Annotated in this window: 15 protein-coding genes; 9 read left to right on the top strand and 6 right to left on the bottom strand. The window is 57.7% G+C overall.

Translation table 11 applies throughout. The features are described from left to right. Positions 1-217: 217 nt before the first annotated feature. Both AD670_RS28140 and AD670_RS28135 read left to right on the top strand, forming a co-directional pair. A complete protein-coding gene (locus tag AD670_RS28140) occupies positions 218-526 on the top strand; it encodes an RcnB family protein (protein WP_053139874.1) in 309 nt (102 codons plus the stop codon). Between the two features lie 76 nt (positions 527-602). Beyond that, positions 603-1,796 carry an MFS transporter gene (locus tag AD670_RS28135; RefSeq protein ID WP_053139872.1) on the top strand — a complete coding sequence of 398 codons (1,194 nt, stop codon included), beginning with the start codon at positions 603-605 and terminating at the stop codon, positions 1,794-1,796. On the opposite strand, the gene AD670_RS28130 is transcribed toward AD670_RS28135, so the two are convergent. Together AD670_RS28130 and AD670_RS28125 are read right to left on the bottom strand one after the other, a co-directional pair. Further along, on the bottom strand, positions 1,759-2,031 hold the full coding sequence (locus tag AD670_RS28130) for a DUF1652 domain-containing protein (RefSeq protein WP_053139868.1): 273 nt from the start codon (positions 2,029-2,031) through the stop codon (positions 1,759-1,761). The two genes, AD670_RS28135 and AD670_RS28130, sit on opposite strands and share 38 nt — an antisense overlap. Before the next feature lie 131 nt (positions 2,032-2,162). Continuing rightward, complete coding sequence (locus AD670_RS28125; protein WP_053139866.1) at positions 2,163-3,659, bottom strand: PAS domain S-box protein; 1,497 nt, start codon at positions 3,657-3,659, stop codon at positions 2,163-2,165. A gap of 196 nt (positions 3,660-3,855) precedes the next feature. On the opposite strand from AD670_RS28125, the gene AD670_RS28120 reads away from it, so the two are divergent. Further along, positions 3,856-4,824, top strand: coding sequence for a hypothetical protein (locus tag AD670_RS28120; RefSeq protein ID WP_053139864.1), 969 nt, complete (start codon positions 3,856-3,858; stop codon positions 4,822-4,824). 50 nt (positions 4,825-4,874) lie between these two features. On the opposite strand, the gene AD670_RS28115 is transcribed toward AD670_RS28120, so the two are convergent. The 3 genes from AD670_RS28115 to AD670_RS28105 form a co-directional block, all read right to left on the bottom strand. After that, a complete protein-coding gene (locus AD670_RS28115) occupies positions 4,875-6,044 on the bottom strand; it encodes a hypothetical protein (RefSeq protein ID WP_172681533.1) in 1,170 nt (389 codons plus the stop codon). Positions 6,045-6,058: 14 nt separating this feature from the next. Further along, complete coding sequence (locus AD670_RS28110) at positions 6,059-6,946, bottom strand: nitrilase family protein (RefSeq protein ID WP_053139860.1); 888 nt, start codon at positions 6,944-6,946, stop codon at positions 6,059-6,061. A gap of 121 nt (positions 6,947-7,067) precedes the next feature. Further along, positions 7,068-9,017, bottom strand: a complete 1,950-nt coding sequence (locus tag AD670_RS28105; protein ID WP_053139858.1) for an FAD-dependent oxidoreductase — start codon at positions 9,015-9,017, stop codon at positions 7,068-7,070. 240 nt (positions 9,018-9,257) lie between these two features. Between AD670_RS28105 and AD670_RS28100 the strand changes: the two genes are divergently transcribed. The 6 genes from AD670_RS28100 (at position 9,258) to AD670_RS28075 (ending at position 16,550) form a co-directional block, all read left to right on the top strand. Beyond that, positions 9,258-9,602, top strand: coding sequence for an FKBP-type peptidyl-prolyl cis-trans isomerase (locus tag AD670_RS28100; RefSeq protein WP_053139857.1), 345 nt, complete (start codon positions 9,258-9,260; stop codon positions 9,600-9,602). A gap of 81 nt (positions 9,603-9,683) precedes the next feature. After that, complete coding sequence (locus AD670_RS28095; protein ID WP_053139856.1) at positions 9,684-10,271, top strand: GNAT family N-acetyltransferase; 588 nt, start codon at positions 9,684-9,686, stop codon at positions 10,269-10,271. Positions 10,272-10,761: 490 nt separating this feature from the next. Then, entirely contained in the window at positions 10,762-11,478 is a 717-nt protein-coding gene (locus tag AD670_RS28090; RefSeq protein WP_053139854.1) for an MgtC/SapB family protein, read from the top strand. A 269-nt stretch (positions 11,479-11,747) separates the two neighbouring features. Then, positions 11,748-12,377 carry a response regulator transcription factor gene (locus AD670_RS28085; protein ID WP_053139853.1) on the top strand — a complete coding sequence of 210 codons (630 nt, stop codon included), beginning with the start codon at positions 11,748-11,750 and terminating at the stop codon, positions 12,375-12,377. A gap of 1 nt (position 12,378) precedes the next feature. Next, complete coding sequence (locus AD670_RS28080) at positions 12,379-15,993, top strand: transporter substrate-binding domain-containing protein (RefSeq protein ID WP_053139851.1); 3,615 nt, start codon at positions 12,379-12,381, stop codon at positions 15,991-15,993. Positions 15,994-16,127: 134 nt separating this feature from the next. Next, entirely contained in the window at positions 16,128-16,550 is a 423-nt protein-coding gene (locus tag AD670_RS28075) for a hypothetical protein (protein WP_053139849.1), read from the top strand. Here the strand turns inward: AD670_RS28075 and dkgB are convergent. Continuing rightward, positions 16,547-17,365, bottom strand: coding sequence for a 2,5-didehydrogluconate reductase DkgB (dkgB, locus tag AD670_RS28070; protein ID WP_053139847.1), 819 nt, complete (start codon positions 17,363-17,365; stop codon positions 16,547-16,549). The genes AD670_RS28075 and dkgB overlap by 4 nt on opposite strands. Positions 17,366-17,502 lie beyond the last annotated feature (137 nt).

Raw genomic sequence — 17,502 nt, 5'->3', positions numbered from 1 at the left:
TGAACGCGGTGTATCAGACACTCTGTAGCGGCTGGTTTTGGGGCTGCTTCGCAGCCCAGCGCGGGACAAGCCCGCTCGCCACAGGGAGATTTGTCAGGGTCTGAAAAGTTTTGTAGATACCTATGCTCATCACAGGGGATCAAGGTTGAGCAGGCTGAATGATTCCGTGCGCCTGTGGTCGGAACCTGGGTACGCATCATTCATTGAAGGAGCACCCATGAAGTCCAAAACCCTAGCCGCCTGTGTTCTGGTCGCCGCCAGCCTGTCCACCGCCAGCTTTGTCGTGCAGGCCGGCGATACCCCGCAGGAAACCGTGCAGCCTTCGAACATCAATGCCCGTGATTTGAAAGAAGGCGACCGCGCCCCGGATATCCTGATGCGCAAGGAATCGGCAGTCAGCGATTGGAAGAAACGCGGCCTCAAGCAGCCTGAAGCCGACAGCCAATGGTCACGGGTGGGCGACAAGTTCGTGCTGCTCAAAACCACCAACGGCACCATTCTTGAGATCACGCCCGTCAAGAAATGACCCGCGTTTTTTCCTCGCTCTTGCGCTAAGGTAACCGGCCTTCAAGACCGCGTTACCTTAGACGAAAGAGAGCAGGATGCTTGCCACAATAAGAAACTACCCCCGCGCCGTGAACCTGTTGTTGTCCGCAACGTTGCTGCTGACGTTGGCCAAGGCGATTACTTTTCCTTACCTGGTGATCTACCTCACCGGCCACTTTGCTCTCGACATCTCCCAGGTTGGGCTGGTGATCGGCAGCTCGTTGATCGTTGGCTCGCTGCTCAGCGTGTATGGCGGTTTTCTGGTCGACCGCATCAACAGTTTTCGGTTGTTGCTGGGCTTGAGCGTGCTGTTTGTGCTGGGGTTTATCGGTACGGTGCTGGCGCAGAATATCTGGGCGTTCTACAGCTGCCTGATCCTGATCAACCTGGCCTACGCGGTCATCGATATTGCGGTAAAGGCCGGTTTTGCCAGCTTGCTGCCCGAAGACGCACGCAGCGAAGTGTTTTCCATCAAGTACACGCTGACCAATATCGGCTATGCCGTGGGACCGTTCTTTGGGGCGATGGTGGCCAAGCTGGACATCAGCCTGCCGTTCATCTTGTCGGCGCTGCTGGGGGCGGGGTTTTTCCTGCTGTACTGGCGTTGGGGCGACCGCACCCTGGCGACCGCCGATGTCACGCAAAAGCCGGTGCCGTTCCTCGCCGTCGGCCGCGTGCTGCTGCGTGACCATCGCCTGGTGTGCTTCACCGTCGGTGGATTGCTCAGTGCCGTAGTGTTCGGCCAATTCACCGCGTACCTGTCGCAGTACTTGGTGACCACGACCACTGCCGAAAACACCTACACCGTGATCAGCGCCGTGCTCACCACCAACGCCGTGCTGGTGATTGCCTTGCAGTACGTGATTGGTCGACGTATTTCCCACCGCCACCTCAGCCAATGGCTGATCGCAGGCTTGAGCATGTTCATGCTGGGTTTGATCGGGTTTGCGCTGTCCACCAGCGTGCTGTGGTGGGTACTGGCAATGGCGGTGTTTACAGTCGGGGAAATTATCGTGTTTCCGGCCGAGTACATGTTTATCGACCGGATCGCCCCGGATCACCTGCGTGGCATGTACTACGGGGCGCAGAACCTGTCCAACCTGGGGGCTGCGTTGGGGCCGGTATTATGCGGACTGGTGCTTGCCAGCCTGCCGGCCCACTACATGTTCTATATGTTGGGGGCGTTTATCGTTGCAGGCGGGGTGTTCTATTTCATTGGTTCGTCGTTGAAGGCAAGTCATCCAGCGTGAGCTTGCCCATGTTGTTGCTATGCAGTTCGTAGCGCAGTTCTTCAACCATTTTTTCCACGTCTTGCGCGGTTTGCAGTCGGTTGGTGCTGATCCCCGTCACTACCAGGTCCACCCGGCCGGTATCGGCGTCGTAGACCTTGAGGGTCAGCGACGCATCCCGACACAGGGTGAACTCGCACGTCAGCGGCGCGAGGCCTTCTTCGATGCAATTTCGCAGTTGAGCGAGCGTAAACATGTGGGTTCCTTCAAGGTGTTGTTTCACCACGGCACAGGTTCAAGGCCCTGTACTCACCCCTTGAAGGTTAAGGAGCAGCTACCCCCGCGATAAGGCGAATTCGCACTAACGGCACTAGTGCATTTGCACTTTTATCGCGGTTTTTTAACCCGTAGTTCACCGGCGAACAGCCCGCGTTCACGGGCCCAGACAATCGCCGCACTGCGGCTATGCACCCCCAGCTTTGAATACACCGTGGCCACATGGTTACGCACGGTGTTGGGCGCCAGTTTCAGGCGCGAGGCGATCTCCTTGTCCGCCAGGCCTTCGCAGATCAGGCCGAGCACATCGCGTTCGCGCGCGGTCAGGTCGGTGAAGGCCACGTTTGGCAGGTTGGGGGTGTTGACGCTCTTGGCGTTGGCCAGTTTCTCGATCAGGGTCTGGCTGAACCAGGACGCGTCCTGCATCACTTCCTCGATGGCCGCCACCAACTCCAGCTCTGAGCGTTTGCGCTCGGTGATGTTCATCATCACCATCAGGTAGCAGGGCACATCTTGAATGATCACGGTGTCGGCGGAGACCACGCAGTCGATCACCTCATTGCCTTTTTTACGCACCTTGAGGTCCTGGCCGTCGACGTTGCCGGCTTTTTCCAGGGCGGCGAACAATTGGGTGCCCACCTGCGGGCTGTCGATGAAGTTGATGTCCTCGATGGATTTACCAATCAGTTCTTCACTGGTGTAACCGGTTGTGGTCATGAAGGCTTCGTTGATATCCAGCACCTGCCGGTTGGCGGCGTTGCACACCAGGGTCGGCACCGGCGTCAGTCGGAACGACTTGGCGAAGCGTTCTTCACTCTGGCGCAAGGCGATTTCGGCCTTGCGGCGTGGCTCCAGGTCGGTGAAGGAAAACAGCATGCAGTCTTCCTCGTTCATGTCCAGCGGCTGGCCGGCAACGATCACCAGTTTGCTGCCGCCATCGGGCAGCCTCAATTCGGCCTGCATCTGCGGGATGGTCGCACCTTCGCCCAGGCGCTGGATGGCCAGGTCTTTGCGCTCGGCCTGTTCCAGCACGTCCAGCTCATACACTGAGCGGCCGATCACCTGGTCGCGGTTATACCCCGTCATTTCCAGGAAGCCCTGATTCACCTTGATATAGCGCAGGTCGCTCAGGCGGCAGATCACCGCGGGCGCCGGGTTGGCATTGAAGGTTTTCTCGAAGCGCTGCTCGGCGCTGGCCCATTCGGTGGCGTCGCTGAGGATCAGTACCAGCAATTCAGGCGTGCCATGGGAGTCACTGATGACCAGGCTGCGCAGGCGGTGCACCCAGGTTTTTTCTTCGTCGGTGGTGGGCATGACCTCCACCACTACGTCGCTGAATTCATCGCCTGCCGCCGCGCGGGCGAGGGGGTAGTTCTCCAGGGGTAAGGGATGATTATTGCGGTAGCGCAGGGCGAAGCGTTCGGCGTATTCCCGGGTATTGCTGCCCAGTGCCGCGACGTCATCCACACCGTGCATGCTGAGTGCGGCTTCATTGGCCCAGAGGATGGTCTGGTCGACCTCGGCCAGGATGATTCCGTCGGACAGCCCGGAGATGATCTGCTGCAACTGGCGGCGGTTGGTTTCTTTGGCAAGGACATCCTGGGTCATGATTTCTCCGGGTTTTAGACGCATGAAAGTACGACACCCCGGTGTCAGGATAGTGCAGAGCAATTGCGCAGCATGGGGTGCGAATGCACCAGTAGGCCTGGTGCATTTGGGCCACGACTGAACGTATGTCGTTTCGCCACACTCACACCCATCAAGGCATTTCGCCTTGCTCCTACAACATGTGAAGGACCTGTGTATGACCACTGTCTATGAAACCAATCGCTCGCTGTTTCGTGTGTCCTGGAGCTCTGTGCTGGCTGGCAGTGCAATTGCCCTGGTGACTTACCTGGTGCTCAGCGTGCTCGGCACTGCCATCGGCGCCAGCGCCGTCAACCCCATGGAAGCGGGCAACCCGTTGCGCGGCTTTGGCACGGGCGCCGGTATCTGGCTGTTTGTCTCGACGCTGCTGGCGATTGCCGCCGGTGCCTTCGTCGCCGGGCGCACCGCGCCGGATCGCGGTGGCCTGCACGGTTTGCTGACCTGGACCCTCACCACGCTGTTCACGACCTGGTTGCTGGCGGCGTTGGCTTCCAGCGTCGTGGGCACGGCGGGCAATGTGGTGGGCAAAGGCCTGTCGGCCGCCGGTAGCGGTATCGCCGCCGTGGCACCGGGGATCGGTGACAGCGTCAAGCAGCAGTTGGACGAGCAGGGCATCCACCTGGATTGGAACAGCCTGCAAGGCCAACTCGATACCTTGCTCAAGCAAAGCGGCAAGCCTGAACTGGACCCGTCCAATGTGGAGCAGAAAACCGACCAGGCCGCCGCAGACGGCAAGCAATCGGCGACGGATGCCGCGGCCAATCCTGCCCAGGCGGGTGACGCGCTGAAGCAGTGGTTCGAACGCGTGAAAGCCTCCGGTGAACCTGCGTTGAACGCGGCGGATAAAGACGCGCTGGTTAACATTGTTGCCGCCCGTACCGGCAAGAGCAAAGAGGAAGCGACCCAGATCGTCGACAACTACGCCCAGGCTTATCAGCAGGCGATGCAGAAAGTCGATGAGCTCAAGCAACAGGCCGAGCAGAAAGCCCGTGAAGCCGGTGAAGTCGCGGCCAAGCAGTTGTCCCGTGCGGCGTGGAGTACCTTGGCGATGTTGCTGCTGGGGGCTGCGTTGAGCTTCTTTGTGGGCCGTATGGCACTGACGACGCGTCGGGTGCCGTTGGCTTGATCGATTGTTGCATTCAAAGGTGGTTAGGGGATTCCCCCTAACCATCCCCTTCAACCCGCCAGCCAACCTACGATGGGCACAATCATCAACGTGCTCAGGGCCATTGAAGCTACATTGCCAATGTAGGGGTGAAAATGCGCGGGCAGCCTCGCTGAAATCGCACAGGCCAATGGCGGTGCGACCAGTGCGCCGAGCAGGGCACTTGAGCCAATCACCACCCAACTGCCGCCATGGGTCAGCACGGCCGCCGGTACCACTGATACCAATGGAACATAGGTTGGATACCAGCCCCGCCTTATCCACTGATGGCGCCAGATCACGACGCCAAAAGCCGACGTCAGTGCCTGGGCGCCAATCATGTACAGCAGCAGGCCAGAGCCATAAGCCGGGCTCATGGGGTTGAGGGCATAGGCGAGCAACACGCCTGCCAGCAGCCCGAGACTGGCCAGTTCATTCCCGAAAAACGGTGCTTCGGAGAAGTCCGCCAGCACCCGGCGCAGGCTCCAGAACAGCCCGTAGCCAGTCGGTTTTACAGGCGCTGGCTTGAGGGCGGCGATGTAGTCCGAACGCACCAGCAAGGGCACCCGCCGACACAGTGCAAATGCAATGATGCTCCCCGCTGCCATGCCCAACACATTGCCGACCACGGCCGGCAGCCCCAATGGCAGGCACACCAGATTGACGATCAACAAGCACAGTGGGGTGACCAGCAACGCGCCCAGCACGGCACCGTTGAGGGTGACTTTCCAACCGCCGCCAAACATGAGCACCATCGCTGCGGGCAATGACACAAACGCTGCAAATGTAGGCTGCCACGTCTCGGCGGTCACGCTCCAGCCCCACAGCAGGTTGCTCAGCAACAGCCCGATCAACGAGCTGGTCACCAGCCAAGGCCACAGTCCGGTGCCATAGCAAATGGAAAAGCCCTGCCAGGCTTTGCCACGCTTGCTTGCCCACCATGCCAGATAGGCACCGCTTAATAGACCCAGTGATGCGAGCTCGTGCTTGTAGAAAGCGACTTCGCTGATATCTCCGACTATCCACCGCAACCAGGCGGCGGGGTGGGGCAGGGCCGTCACCATCTCACTGTATCCCGGCCACGATCCACGATGACTGGACACGACCCATAGCACCAGCAAGGTCGCGATCAGTCCCAGTGCAACCACCGTAATATCCGCCCGTGAGCAGGTTGGCGTTTTCTTGGTAAATAACTTTTCCATAGGTTGCCCTCCCCTCAGCGAGGCAGGGCAGGGTGTTGGGAATAGCCGAGCATCTGGTCATACAGATCGTTGCGTCGGTCCCGTTGCAGGTCATTGAGGTTGTTCCAGATCGGTGCGCTGCGGGCACTGGTAATGTCGATGTCGGCGAAAAGGATCTCCTGGCGATTGGCCGAAGCCACTGCGCCAATCGGCCAGCCATTGGTCCCGGCAATCAAGGAGCACCCAAGGTAGCGGGCATCCCGCTCTTCACCAATGCGGCTGGCGGCAGCGATGAATACGTTGTTGACGTGCGCTGCGGTCATTGTCAGGTACGACGCCATGCACTTCCCCGCCTCATCGAACAGTGGTGGTGGCGTCCACACCCAGTTGTTCAGGCTGCAAATGATATCGGCGCCTTGCTGGCTGAGAATTCGCGGCACTTCGGGGAACCAGATGTCCCAGCAGATCAACAGGCCAATGCGTCCGATGGGCGTTTCAAACACCGGAAATCCAGTGTTGCCTGGAGTGAACCAGAGCTTTTCAAGGTTCCATAAATGGGCCTTGCGGTATTTGCCTATGAACCCCTCGGGCCCCAGCAACACCGCAGTGTTGAATAGCTGCTTACCATCGATTTCACTCAGGCCGGCCACCAGGTACACCTGATGCTTGCAGGCGAAATCGATCCATGCACGCATGCTTGGTCCGTTCGGCACTGCCTCTGCATGATCGAACGCGTCCTGGCGATTGCTGAAGAAATACCCGCAATTGGAAAGCTCCGGCAGCACGATCAGATTCGCGCCACCGTTTGCGGCTTCAGTCGCGAGTACAAGACTTTGATGCAAGTTGTCGCTTCGGTTGGCTATACCGACTTGGGGGTTGAACTGAATGACAGCGACGCGGGCAGGGCTTGTTGGTTCGCTCATGGGGGTGACCTCTTATTGTTATGCAACCAGGGTTGGTTGGGGGTTTATAAGAGGTGAAGAGATGTTTAAAGAAAAGTCAGATGATTCTTGCTATGTTGTAGCCGATTTCTCTTTCTTTGATTTAAGTTTCTATCTTGTACTCAGGATAGTCTCCCATGCTAAACCCTCCGTTGAAGTTTGCTTGGGTCTTGTTGCAGATATTGATTACAGTATCGATGGCTCCTCTGAAGCAAGGTTCTGTCCAGCCAGCATCCACAGAAAAAGATTCACCACAAAGATAAAGTCCGGATGTTGGGGAGAAGTCTCTGTTGTATTTCATCAGGCCTACGGCGTCGTAGTATGTGCCAGGGCGATAGAGTTTCGCACAACCAAGGGCGTGTTTGTCGTTCATCCAACGCTGAACTACTGCCTGGTCACGTCCTATGTAGGGAGAGATGCGCTCTTTAATGTTTGTTGACTTCAAAAGTATTCTGTCCAGTTCTGCTATGCACTTGTCGACAAGTTCTTTGTCGCTGAACATCGAAAGCTTTGTTGCGTCATCTTCCCAAGTGTAGCTTAATAGGATGCAGTCGTAGGTGCTTTTGTCATTGTAGCGATAGGTGTAGACGTCATGTATGAAACTGTCGGTTACGATGGATTTAGGTATGTTTTTATTATGTGAAAGGAAGGATTTCTTGAGAGGGGCATATACTTTGCAGCTGGTTTCCCAGTGAGCTGTCTTGAACGCAGCGATTGTTTCGAACGAAAGCATGTCTTGACTAAAGTCTTCGATAAGAATTTGCGTTTCTATCAGCCATGAAGGAAGCGTCATTACAACGGAGTCAACGTCGATGAATTCCTTTTTTGCTGTGTTCGGTCGTTCAGTATTCCAGTCGTAATAAACTCTTATCTTTCCTGTGTCCAGTTTTTTTATTTTCGTTACAGAGCTATGGGTCAGTAAACCGGAGGGGCTTTTGATTAAATGCTCATATAATGATTCGCTGGTCTCACATGCCTTTATAAATAGTAGGGATTCGGCCAGTGAGCCGAGACCAATGTAATTTGGATTATTAAATTTTAGGCCCCTTGAGTCAAAAATCTCGGTGGCGTCAAGATAAGGTGATTCTATAGGCTCGCCCTCCGAATTCACGCGGCCGTGGATCAACTGCAGATGACTGCTAAAACCAAATATCGCCGTGCGTATCGGGTAAATCGAGCAAATATCATAGAATGCTCCCCAACTGCCATCGCCAATGCCGATAGAGTAAAAAATAGCCGACTCCTGTGCCGTCATGCCCATTCCACCAAAATTGCCAGGGTCCATTCGCTGCCAATGATCTATGGTTGGCATCTTCACCAAGTCACGAAATGAAGTGCCTTCATATTTTTTTACTATGGCGCCCCACATATCCTCCCAATGTTCAGCGCCGTAGTGCTCGGAGACATGCTGTGTCATCCGTTCTGCAAATGTTTTCCATTTCGCAAAGACGGCACCTAGGATTTCACCGGGTGGCGCTGTTCTTCCATCTGAATTTTTCCAGATAAGCATGGTGGGTTCGCTTTTTCCTTCCAGGCTTCCTTCTCTTAGATATATTCCAGTTGATTGGACAGTGGGGCTGCCAGGGTTTGGAAAATCGGAGTGGACGAGTTCAAATTCGTTGGCGTAATACGCCATGAGTGAGCGGCCCTCTTTGGGCCGCTCATTTGATCTGTTGAAGAAAGGCATTCTCATTGCGCCCATCTCAAAAGGAGGGCGGCCGAGTGTGTTCGTGTTATTGCTCCCGAGAGCTGTCAGGTGTCGACCACCAATGCGTTTTGATTTTTCGATTAATGTGATATTTGTGAAGCCGCATCTATGTAGCTCGCGTGCAGTTGTTAAACCTGTGATGCCCGCGCCAATAATACAAATTTTGTGAGCGGTGTTAGTCGCTTGAGCAATACCGTTTTCTTGCTCTACCAATGCACGGTAATCAAAACACAAGTCTGGCGGGCTAGGGAATGTTGCCCTCCATTTATTATGTACAGTCCGCTTTCTACGACGGTGTTGTTGGTCGATGTCTGCGGGGTAGTTAAAGTTGGAACCGATGGTCATTTTTGATCTTCCCTGTTCAGAATTGATTTTCTACTCACAGGTTGAACATCGGGATCAGAATAGAAAATAAGCAGGATATTTTTTTTGGCTAGGGTATGTCGTGTTCTGTTGTAGGTGAGCAGACAACGGCCCGCATGTTTGATCGCTACCACTTTCCATGGGAGCGATCAGGGTCTGGGAACTTGCCAAACCCACCCGATTCTGGGAAAAACCACCCTTTGCGTCCTCAACGAGCCCACCATGAGCAACGAAGAACTCCAGATCACCGACACCCGCCCAGGCACCGGCAAAGCCGTGGTCAAGGGCGCACTGATCACCACCCAGTACACCGGCACCCTGGAAGACGGCACGGTGTTCGATTCGTCCTGGGAGCGGGGCAAGCCGTTCCAGTGTGTGATCGGCACCGGGAGGGTGATCAAGGGCTGGGACCAGGGCTTGATGGGCATGCAGGTCGGCGGGGTGCGCACGTTGTTTGTGCCGGCGCACCTGGCGTATGGCGAACGGTCGATGGGTGCGCATATCAAGCCCAACAGCAATCTGCGCTTTGAGATTGAGTTGTTGGAAGTGCTGACGCGGGACGATTGATCTCGCAAAAACTTGATCCACCGCCTCGTACGTGGGGGGGCGGAGTGACGGTGGTATTTAAGCGTGTGACAGGGGATGAGCATGGACGCTGTGCCTGGATGCTCCGTTGAGGGTGTTTGTGTGGTTGAGCTGCACGCTACTGACGCGGCCGAGTTGCAGCGGTTTTTTGAACGCGCGCCGGATTACTTCATGGCGGTCAACGGCGAACCGGCTACACCGACCGAGGCTCGCGAGGAGTTGCAGGGGCAATTGCCCACGGGGTGGACGTGCAGCCGAATGTATTGGCTGGGCTATCGCGACGCTGAGGATCAACTCGTCGCGGTGGTGAATATCGCGGCAGACTTGCTGGCGGTCGGCGTCTGGCATATCGGCCTGCTGCTGGTTGATACGCGTCTGCATGGCTCCGGTTTGGCGCAACGACTGCATGCCGACCTTGAGGCGTGGGCGGCCAAAAACGGTGCCCGCTGGTTGCGGCTGACGGTGGTGATTGGCAACACCAAGGCAGAGCGCTTCTGGCCCAGGCTTGGGTATGTACCCGTGCGCACAAGGGGCGGGATCACGATGGGAAGGCAGGTCAACAGGGTATCGATTCAGGTCAAGGCGCTGGCGGGCGGGCAGGTTGATGATTACCTGAGATTGGTGGCACGGGATCGACCCGTGGCACCGTAGCCGCAGATGTGCACAGTCCATCTGTGGGAGTTCAAGCCCCCTCCCACATTCAAGCATCGGCGGCTTCAAGATAGGGGTTCCTGAACCCTCCCTGAAGAATCTTCTTGTTCATCACGCGGAAACTTTCCTACGGTTTACTCTCCTTGCCTCGGCGCGTAAGCTTCGCGCGTTTTTTTCAATAGCGGAGACCCTCAGTGGGTACTTGTTCGAGTGACAGTTGTCGGCCGGTCTCGGTAACCGGCACCTACTTGGCAAGATAACGCGCATCTATTCCGATGCCGTTGTCTCGCCACACAGCGAGAAACGGCATCCCGGCAGCGGCCAGTCCTGGCCCTTGCCTGATTCCTCTTATTGACGCTGACCAGCACCCGATTCAACTCGGGATGCTACTCACGCGCCTGCCTTTTGCGGTGGGCGCGCCAAGTTCGACTGTGCCTGTTCGAGGGGCGCGGTGCGGGCGGGCAGTACCTGCAGGTCATGGAGACTTTTTATGCAAGCAATCAACAACATCAACCTCAATTCCCTGATCGACACCCTGGTCAGCCTTACTGCCGCGTTTATCCTCGGTGGCCTGATCGGCTTCGAGCGCCAGTACCGCCAACGCACGGCGGGCTTGCGCACCAACGTACTGGTGGCGGTGGGCGCGGCGATTTTTGTCGACATGGCCAACCGCCTCGGCGGTGCGGAGGGCGCGGTGCGGGTGGTGGCCTATGTGGTGTCGGGCATCGGCTTTCTGGGGGCCGGTGTGATCATGCGCGAAGAAGGCAATGTGCGCGGTCTCAACACCGCCGCCACGCTCTGGGCGTCGGCGGCGGTGGGGGCGTGCGCCGGTGCCGATCTGGTCCTCGAGGCGTTGCTGGGCACGCTGTTTGTGCTGGCGGCCAATACGCTGCTGCGACCTATCGTCAATAACATCAACCGCCAACCGCTGGATGTGGTGTCAGCGGAGGTCACCAACATCCTGTATGTGATTGCCCGGCGTACCCAGCAAACCGCGGTACTGGCGTTGCTGGAAGCCGAATTGGCGCGCTGCAACTACCCAGCCAGCGATGTCGATGTGCGCCCGTTCGGCACCGAGGAAGTTGAGATCGAAGCCACATTGGCGGTGACCTCGGTCGACGGTGACGAGTTGGACGCACTGGTGGCACGAATTTCCAAGTCGACCCTGGTGGTGCAGGCCTTCTGGAGCCCCAGTACCACGGACTAGCTTCTGGAGGGCTCCGAGGAAAAGTCCTACATTTAATCGAGATTATCCCTTCATTGGAAAAAACACGTGGTTGTTAAGGTTGCGCGCTTGCGCCTATTCAGGAATCAAGGCGTGGCTTCACATGTTTACTGTAGTTTTCAAAAGGAGGGGCCTGTACTGCCTGAGGCGTTTTACAGAGTCATCAGTACCGCTTGTCGGAACTGTTACTTTTCACAGGTAGTGGGGTCTCGCGTGATATGTAAGCGTACTGATCTTCCCAGGGGAGTCTTATGAGCAACAAAGCTTTAATCGTGGATGATCACCCTTTTATACGCGCCACCGTCAAGTATCTGTTGAAGCAGGAAGGCTTCGATACCATCTTTGAAGCGGGTAACGGTGCCGACGCCATGCAGATTGCTCGCGAAGAACGCCCGGACCTGATCATTCTCGACCTGGCGATGCCTAAACTCGGTGGGTTGGAGGTGATCAGCCGGATCAAGGCGCTGGAGTTGCCCTGCAGGATCCTGGTACTGACCTCGTATCTGGCGGTGTTTTTTTCCACTCGCTGCATGCGCGCCGGAGCGATGGGGTTTGTCGCCAAGACCGGTGAACTCGATGAACTGCAAAAGGCGATCAGGGCGATCCGGTCTGGTTACAGTTGCTTTCCCAGCCTGCCCACCAGTTCGGTGCGTCGCGACGATCTGCAGTCGACCGAGCAGGAGTTGGTGGAGGCGTTGTCTGATCGCGAATTGACCGTGCTGCAAAAGCTGGCCCTGGGTCTGGGCAACAAGGATATTGCCGAGGACATGCTGTTGAGCCACAAGACCATCAGTACCTACAAGACGCGACTCAAGGAGAAGTTGCGTATGTCGTCGGTGGTACATCTGTCCAAGTTCGCCCAACGCAATCATCTGATCTGAAATGATCACCTCCCGGCTGGTGAAACGCGCGGCCATCCTGCTGATGGGGCTGTTGCCCTGGGCGGCGATGGCCTTGGAGGAACCGAACAAGCTGAGGCTGCTGGGCCACTCCACCCTTGTGGACCCGTCGGTGGTATTGGACGAAGCCGACTGGCGCTGGCTGCGCGAGCGCCGCACGCTGTCGATGGGGGTGTCGGCTCCCGACTATGCGCCCTTTGACCTGAGCAACAGCGACGAGCTTGAAGGTATTACGGCCGATTTTGCGACGCTGGTCGCCCAGGCGCTGAATATCACCATCGACGTGAAGCGGTACGACACCCGCGATGAGGTAATCGAAGCCCTCAAGGCCGGTGCGGTGGACTTTGTGGGGTCGGCCAATGGGTTTGAGGCGGCCGACCCGGAGTTGGTGCTGTCCCGTTCCTACGCCAATGACCAACCCGCGTTGGTAACGCGCGCCGGGGAGAACCAGGCGTTGAAGGCTGACCTTGCGGGCAAGCGCCTGGCGATGCTCTACCACTACATGCAGCCCAAGGCCGTCGAGGCCTTTTACCCCGATGCGCAATTGCACTTGTTTGCCTCGACCTTCGAAGCCATTGGAGCCGTGGCGTTCGGCCAGGCGGATGTGTACCTGGGCGACGCCATCAGCACCCGCTACCTGATCAACAAGAATCACCTTAATAACGTGCGTATGGCGGACTTTTCCGCATTGGAGGTCAACCCTTTCGGGTTCGCCTTCGCCAAGGACAATACCCGCCTGTTGGGCATCGTCAACGCCGCGCTGGCTGCCGTACCCGCCAACCAGCAGATGGAAATCCTGCGCCGTTGGAGTGCCGGCGGCAGCGGTTTCCTGGAGGCCGAGCAACTGCGCTTGAGCGAAAGTGAACAGCGCTGGCTGGAGAAACACCCACGGGTGAAAGTGGCGGTGCTCGACAAATTCGTGCCGTTGTCTTTTTTCAACGAACAAGAGCAATTCGAAGGGCTTAGCTCCGAGGTGCTGTCACGCATCAGTTTGCGCACTGGCTTGAAGTTTGATGTGGAGCGGGGCAGTTCGCTGCCTCGGCAAGTTGAACAGGCCAGCGTCGGCCGGGTGGACATGCTGGCGGTCGTTACCCCGAGTGTCGAGCGGTCCGAAAAAATCCGCTTTACCCGACCCTATCTGTCCAGTCCCTATGTACTGGTGGTGCGTAGCGATGACGAGCATCTGGTGACCCTGGAAGATATGCCCGGCAAACGCCTGGCGATTATTCGCGGCAGCAGCCTGATCGCGCAAATCAGCCGGGACTACCCAAGCATCGAGTTTGTCGACGTGGAGAACCCGGAGCAGGCCATGGAATTGGTGGTCAAGGGCAGTGCCGATGCGACCGCGGTTTCACTGATCAGCGCGCGCTATATGATCGCCCGCAATTACCGCAAGCGCCTGCGCATCACCAGTACCGTCGGGAATGAGCCTGCACGCATTGCCTTTGGGGTCAACCGCAGCCAACTGGAGTTGTACTCGATCCTCGACAAGGCGTTGTTGAGCATTACCCCTGAAGAAATGGACGAGCTGACCAACCATTGGCGCAGCGAGATCATCATCGAAGACAATTATTGGATACGTCACCGCAACATCATCATCCAGGGGTTTGGCTTGGCCGCGCTGCTGCTGCTGGTCACCCTGGGATGGGTGTTCTATCTGCGTAGCCTGATTCGCAAGCGCACCCAGGCCGAGCGTGCCTTGAGCGACCAGATGCGGTTCATGAGTGTGCTGATCGATGGCACACCGCACCCGATCTATGTGCGCGATCGCCTGGGGCGCTTGATGGCGTGCAATAACGCCTATCTGGATGTGTTCGGCTTCAAGTTGGAAGACGTCATCGGCAAGACCGTGGTGGAAACCGACACGGGTAACCCGCCCCAGGCCCAGTCGTTCCATGCCGATTATTTGCGTTTGATGGAGTTGGGTGAGCCGCAGGTACATGACCGGGTGCTCAAGGTGCCCGGCGGCGAGGTGTTGACAATCTACCAATGGATGCTCCCCTACCGTGACAGCAATGGCAGCGTCGTCGGCATGATCGCCGGCTGGGTGGATGTCAGCGAGCGCCAGCGCTTGCTGGGGCAGCTGCAGGAAGCCAAGGAGGAGGCCGACGCCGCAAACCGTGCCAAGACCACCTTCCTGGCGACCATGAGCCATGAGATCCGTACCCCCATGAATGCGGTGATCGGCATGATCGAGCTGGCCCTGAAAAATGCCGAGCGGGGCTTGGCTGACCGCGATGCGCTGGAGGTCGCGTCGGTGGCGTCACGGAGCATGCTGGAATTGATCGGCGATATTCTCGACATTGCGCGAATTGAGTCCGGGCACCTGTCCTTGAGCCTGGAGCCAGCCAATCTGCACGAACTGCTGGCCTCAGTGGCGCGGGTGTTCGAGGGGCTTGCGCGGGACAAGGGCCTGGTGCTGCAGGTGGAACTCGACCCGCTGATCGACCGGCCGGTGCTGGTCGACCCGCTGCGCTTCAAGCAAGTGGTGTCCAATGTGCTGGGTAACGCGATCAAGTTCACCGCCTCCGGCCAGGTGCGCCTGGGCGCCCACTGTGCCGCGGGTCGGGTCGACGATCAGTTGAACCTGCGGTTGTGGGTGGAGGACACGGGCATTGGCATCAGCGCCGAAGATCAGCAGCGCTTGTTCAACCCCTTTATCCAGGGCAGCAATAACGAACAACCGGCGCGAAGCGGGTCGGGCCTGGGGTTGGTGATCAGTCGTAACCTGTGCGAGATGATGGGCGGTCAATTGCATTTGAGCAGTGTGCTGGGCAAGGGTACGCGGGTAGATGTGATCTTGGCGCTGGCGCTGACCACAGCCGTGCCGGTCAGTGCACCGGTGCCGCACACTCCGCCGGCACACGGGTTGAACATTCTGGTGGTGGATGACTACCCGGCCAACCGTCTGTTGCTGAGTCGACAACTGAGTTTTCTCGGGCATCGCATCATCTTGGCCGCGGACGGCGCCCAAGGATTTTCGCTGTGGCCGGCCGGACATTTCGATGGCGTGATCACCGATTGCAATATGCCCTTCAAAGACGGTTACGCGTTGGCGCGTGATATTCGCGCACAAGAGCACCAACTGGGGCTGACGCCATGCCTGATCCTAGGGTTCACCGCCAATGCCTTGCCACAGGAAGCCGAACGCTGCCGGCAAGCAGGCATGGACGGTTGCCTGTTCAAGCCGACCGGGTTGGAGGACTTGCGCTTGGCCTTGGCCTCACGAACCGCCAGCGTTGTGGCGGATGAGGTTGGACTGGCGTTTGACTTGAGCCCGCTGATCACGCTGACGCAAGGTGATAACGACGCGCTCAAGGAGCTGCTGACGCCGTTGCTCGGTAGCCTCAGGGAGGACTATGCGCTGTTGTCGCCGCTGAAATCCCAGGTGGACTTTGCCAGGCTCCATGACTTGGCTCATCGCGTCAAAGGGGGCGCGCGCATGGTCAAGGCCCAGGCGTTGATCACCTGTTGCGAGACCTTGGAAAGCGTGTGTGAGCGGCGGGACAGCGATGCATTGGGCGCTGCGGTAGATGCGTTAGAAGTGGTCATCGAACAGTTGCATCAGAGCATGGGGCGGTACAGCAATCGGGCTTGACGGTGGAATGTGGTCATTCGGTTGATTTGGGAGAACTCCTACATGAAGGGGGAACATGCCTGATTTTGTCTTCGGGATATGTCTGGAAAATGGGCCTCGCTCACTGACGAGCGCTGCCTGCCCAGGGGTTTGCCATGCCGAACAAAGCACTGACCATCCTGATTGCTGATGAACAACACCTGCAACGGTTGTACATCGAAAAAATGCTCAATCAGTTGGGGTATCACCGGATTGTTCCGGTACAAACCTTCGAAGAAGTCCAGATACTCACGGCCATCCCGGCCGAACCCTTCGATGTGCTGATCATCAATGCAGGGCTCACGGCCCATGCCTGCGGGCCCCAGCCCCAGGTGCGCCATGTACTGGTCTACGACCACCTGGATTTGGGCGCGCCCCCGGGTGTAGCGCCGGCGGTGCTGGTGCGGTTGCCCGGTGTGCCGGACAACGTCAATCTCGAACACTTCATGGACATTATCGACCCACCCGAGGCCACTGCCGGCCTGCGGGTGTTGCCGTGGCTGCGCGAATTATCCCGCGCACGGGCGGCCCGGGCTTAGTCCCACTTCGGCGCGATGCCCTTGGGGCTGGTCAGGCGGTGGCCACGTTCCAGCCCGGCAATGTGCGCCATATCAGCAGCGCTCAGGGTCAGTTGCAGGGCCTTGAGGTTGCTTTGCAGGTTGGCACGCTGGGTTGACGATGGGATGACCGCATAACCCAATTGCATGGCCCAGGCCAGCGTCACTTGCGCCGGGGTGGCCTGATGACGTTCGGCGATCTGCTGGATCACCGGGTCCTTGAGCACTTCACCGTAGGCCAGGGTCATGTACGAGGTGATCTGGATACCGTTGGCGGTTGCGAAATCCACAACGTGCTGGTTTTGCAGGTAGGGGTGCAGTTCGATCTGGTTGGTGGCGATGTTCTCGGCACCCACGGCTGCGATGGCCTGCTTCATCAGGTCGATAGTGAAGTTGGAAATACCGATCTGGCGTGTCAGTCCCAACTGCTTGGCTTCCAGCAACTGCCCCATGAACTCGGCCACAGGCACCTGGTCTTGTGGCGACGGCCAGTGGATCAGGGTCAGGTCCAGGTAATCGGTCTTGAGCTTGCGCAGGCTTTCCTTGAGGCTCGGTATCAGTTGGCCTTCAGCAAAGTTGGCGATCCAGATCTTGCTGGTGATAAACAGCTCATCCCGTGGGATACCGCTGTCGGCGATGGCCTGGCCAACGTCCGCTTCATTCTCGTAGATCTGCGCGGTGTCGATAACGCGGTAGCCCAGTTCCAGGCCAGTGCTGACGGAATTGATCACCACCTGGCCTTGCAGGCGAAAGGTGCCAAGGCCGAAGGCGGGGACTTTTTGCGCGAGGGTAGACATCAGTAACTCCAATAGGACTGTAGACAATGGAGTTGAGTATCCCCTCGTCGTTCCTTTGGAAACACCGTCGAATCCGAAAAGGACTCTTGACTGCAGGTCACGAATGGCACGAGTGCCGGACTGTGTCATAGGGCGCT

Origin of the sequence: Pseudomonas sp. MIACH (assembly GCF_001269925.1) — a bacterium.
GTDB lineage: Bacteria > Pseudomonadota > Gammaproteobacteria > Pseudomonadales > Pseudomonadaceae > Aquipseudomonas.
This window is presented reverse-complemented; position numbering and strand designations above follow the sequence as displayed.

Excerpts from the sequence above, each read along its gene's own strand:
- AD670_RS28140 (WP_053139874.1), top strand. The coding sequence starts at position 218 with ATGAAGTCCAAAACCCTAGCCGCCTGTGTTCTGGTCGCCGCCAGCCTG.
- AD670_RS28135 (WP_053139872.1), top strand. The coding sequence starts at position 603 with ATGCTTGCCACAATAAGAAACTACCCCCGCGCCGTGAACCTGTTGTTG.
- AD670_RS28130 (WP_053139868.1), bottom strand. The coding sequence starts at position 2,031 with ATGTTTACGCTCGCTCAACTGCGAAATTGCATCGAAGAAGGCCTCGCG.
- AD670_RS28125 (WP_053139866.1), bottom strand. The coding sequence starts at position 3,659 with ATGACCCAGGATGTCCTTGCCAAAGAAACCAACCGCCGCCAGTTGCAG.
- AD670_RS28120 (WP_053139864.1), top strand. The coding sequence starts at position 3,856 with ATGACCACTGTCTATGAAACCAATCGCTCGCTGTTTCGTGTGTCCTGG.
- AD670_RS28115 (WP_172681533.1), bottom strand. The coding sequence starts at position 6,044 with ATGGAAAAGTTATTTACCAAGAAAACGCCAACCTGCTCACGGGCGGAT.
- AD670_RS28110 (WP_053139860.1), bottom strand. The coding sequence starts at position 6,946 with ATGAGCGAACCAACAAGCCCTGCCCGCGTCGCTGTCATTCAGTTCAAC.
- AD670_RS28105 (WP_053139858.1), bottom strand. The coding sequence starts at position 9,017 with ATGACCATCGGTTCCAACTTTAACTACCCCGCAGACATCGACCAACAA.
- AD670_RS28100 (WP_053139857.1), top strand. The coding sequence starts at position 9,258 with ATGAGCAACGAAGAACTCCAGATCACCGACACCCGCCCAGGCACCGGC.
- AD670_RS28095 (WP_053139856.1), top strand. The coding sequence starts at position 9,684 with ATGGACGCTGTGCCTGGATGCTCCGTTGAGGGTGTTTGTGTGGTTGAG.
- AD670_RS28090 (WP_053139854.1), top strand. The coding sequence starts at position 10,762 with ATGCAAGCAATCAACAACATCAACCTCAATTCCCTGATCGACACCCTG.
- AD670_RS28085 (WP_053139853.1), top strand. The coding sequence starts at position 11,748 with ATGAGCAACAAAGCTTTAATCGTGGATGATCACCCTTTTATACGCGCC.
- AD670_RS28080 (WP_053139851.1), top strand. The coding sequence starts at position 12,379 with ATGATCACCTCCCGGCTGGTGAAACGCGCGGCCATCCTGCTGATGGGG.
- AD670_RS28075 (WP_053139849.1), top strand. The coding sequence starts at position 16,128 with ATGCCGAACAAAGCACTGACCATCCTGATTGCTGATGAACAACACCTG.
- dkgB (WP_053139847.1), bottom strand. The coding sequence starts at position 17,365 with ATGTCTACCCTCGCGCAAAAAGTCCCCGCCTTCGGCCTTGGCACCTTT.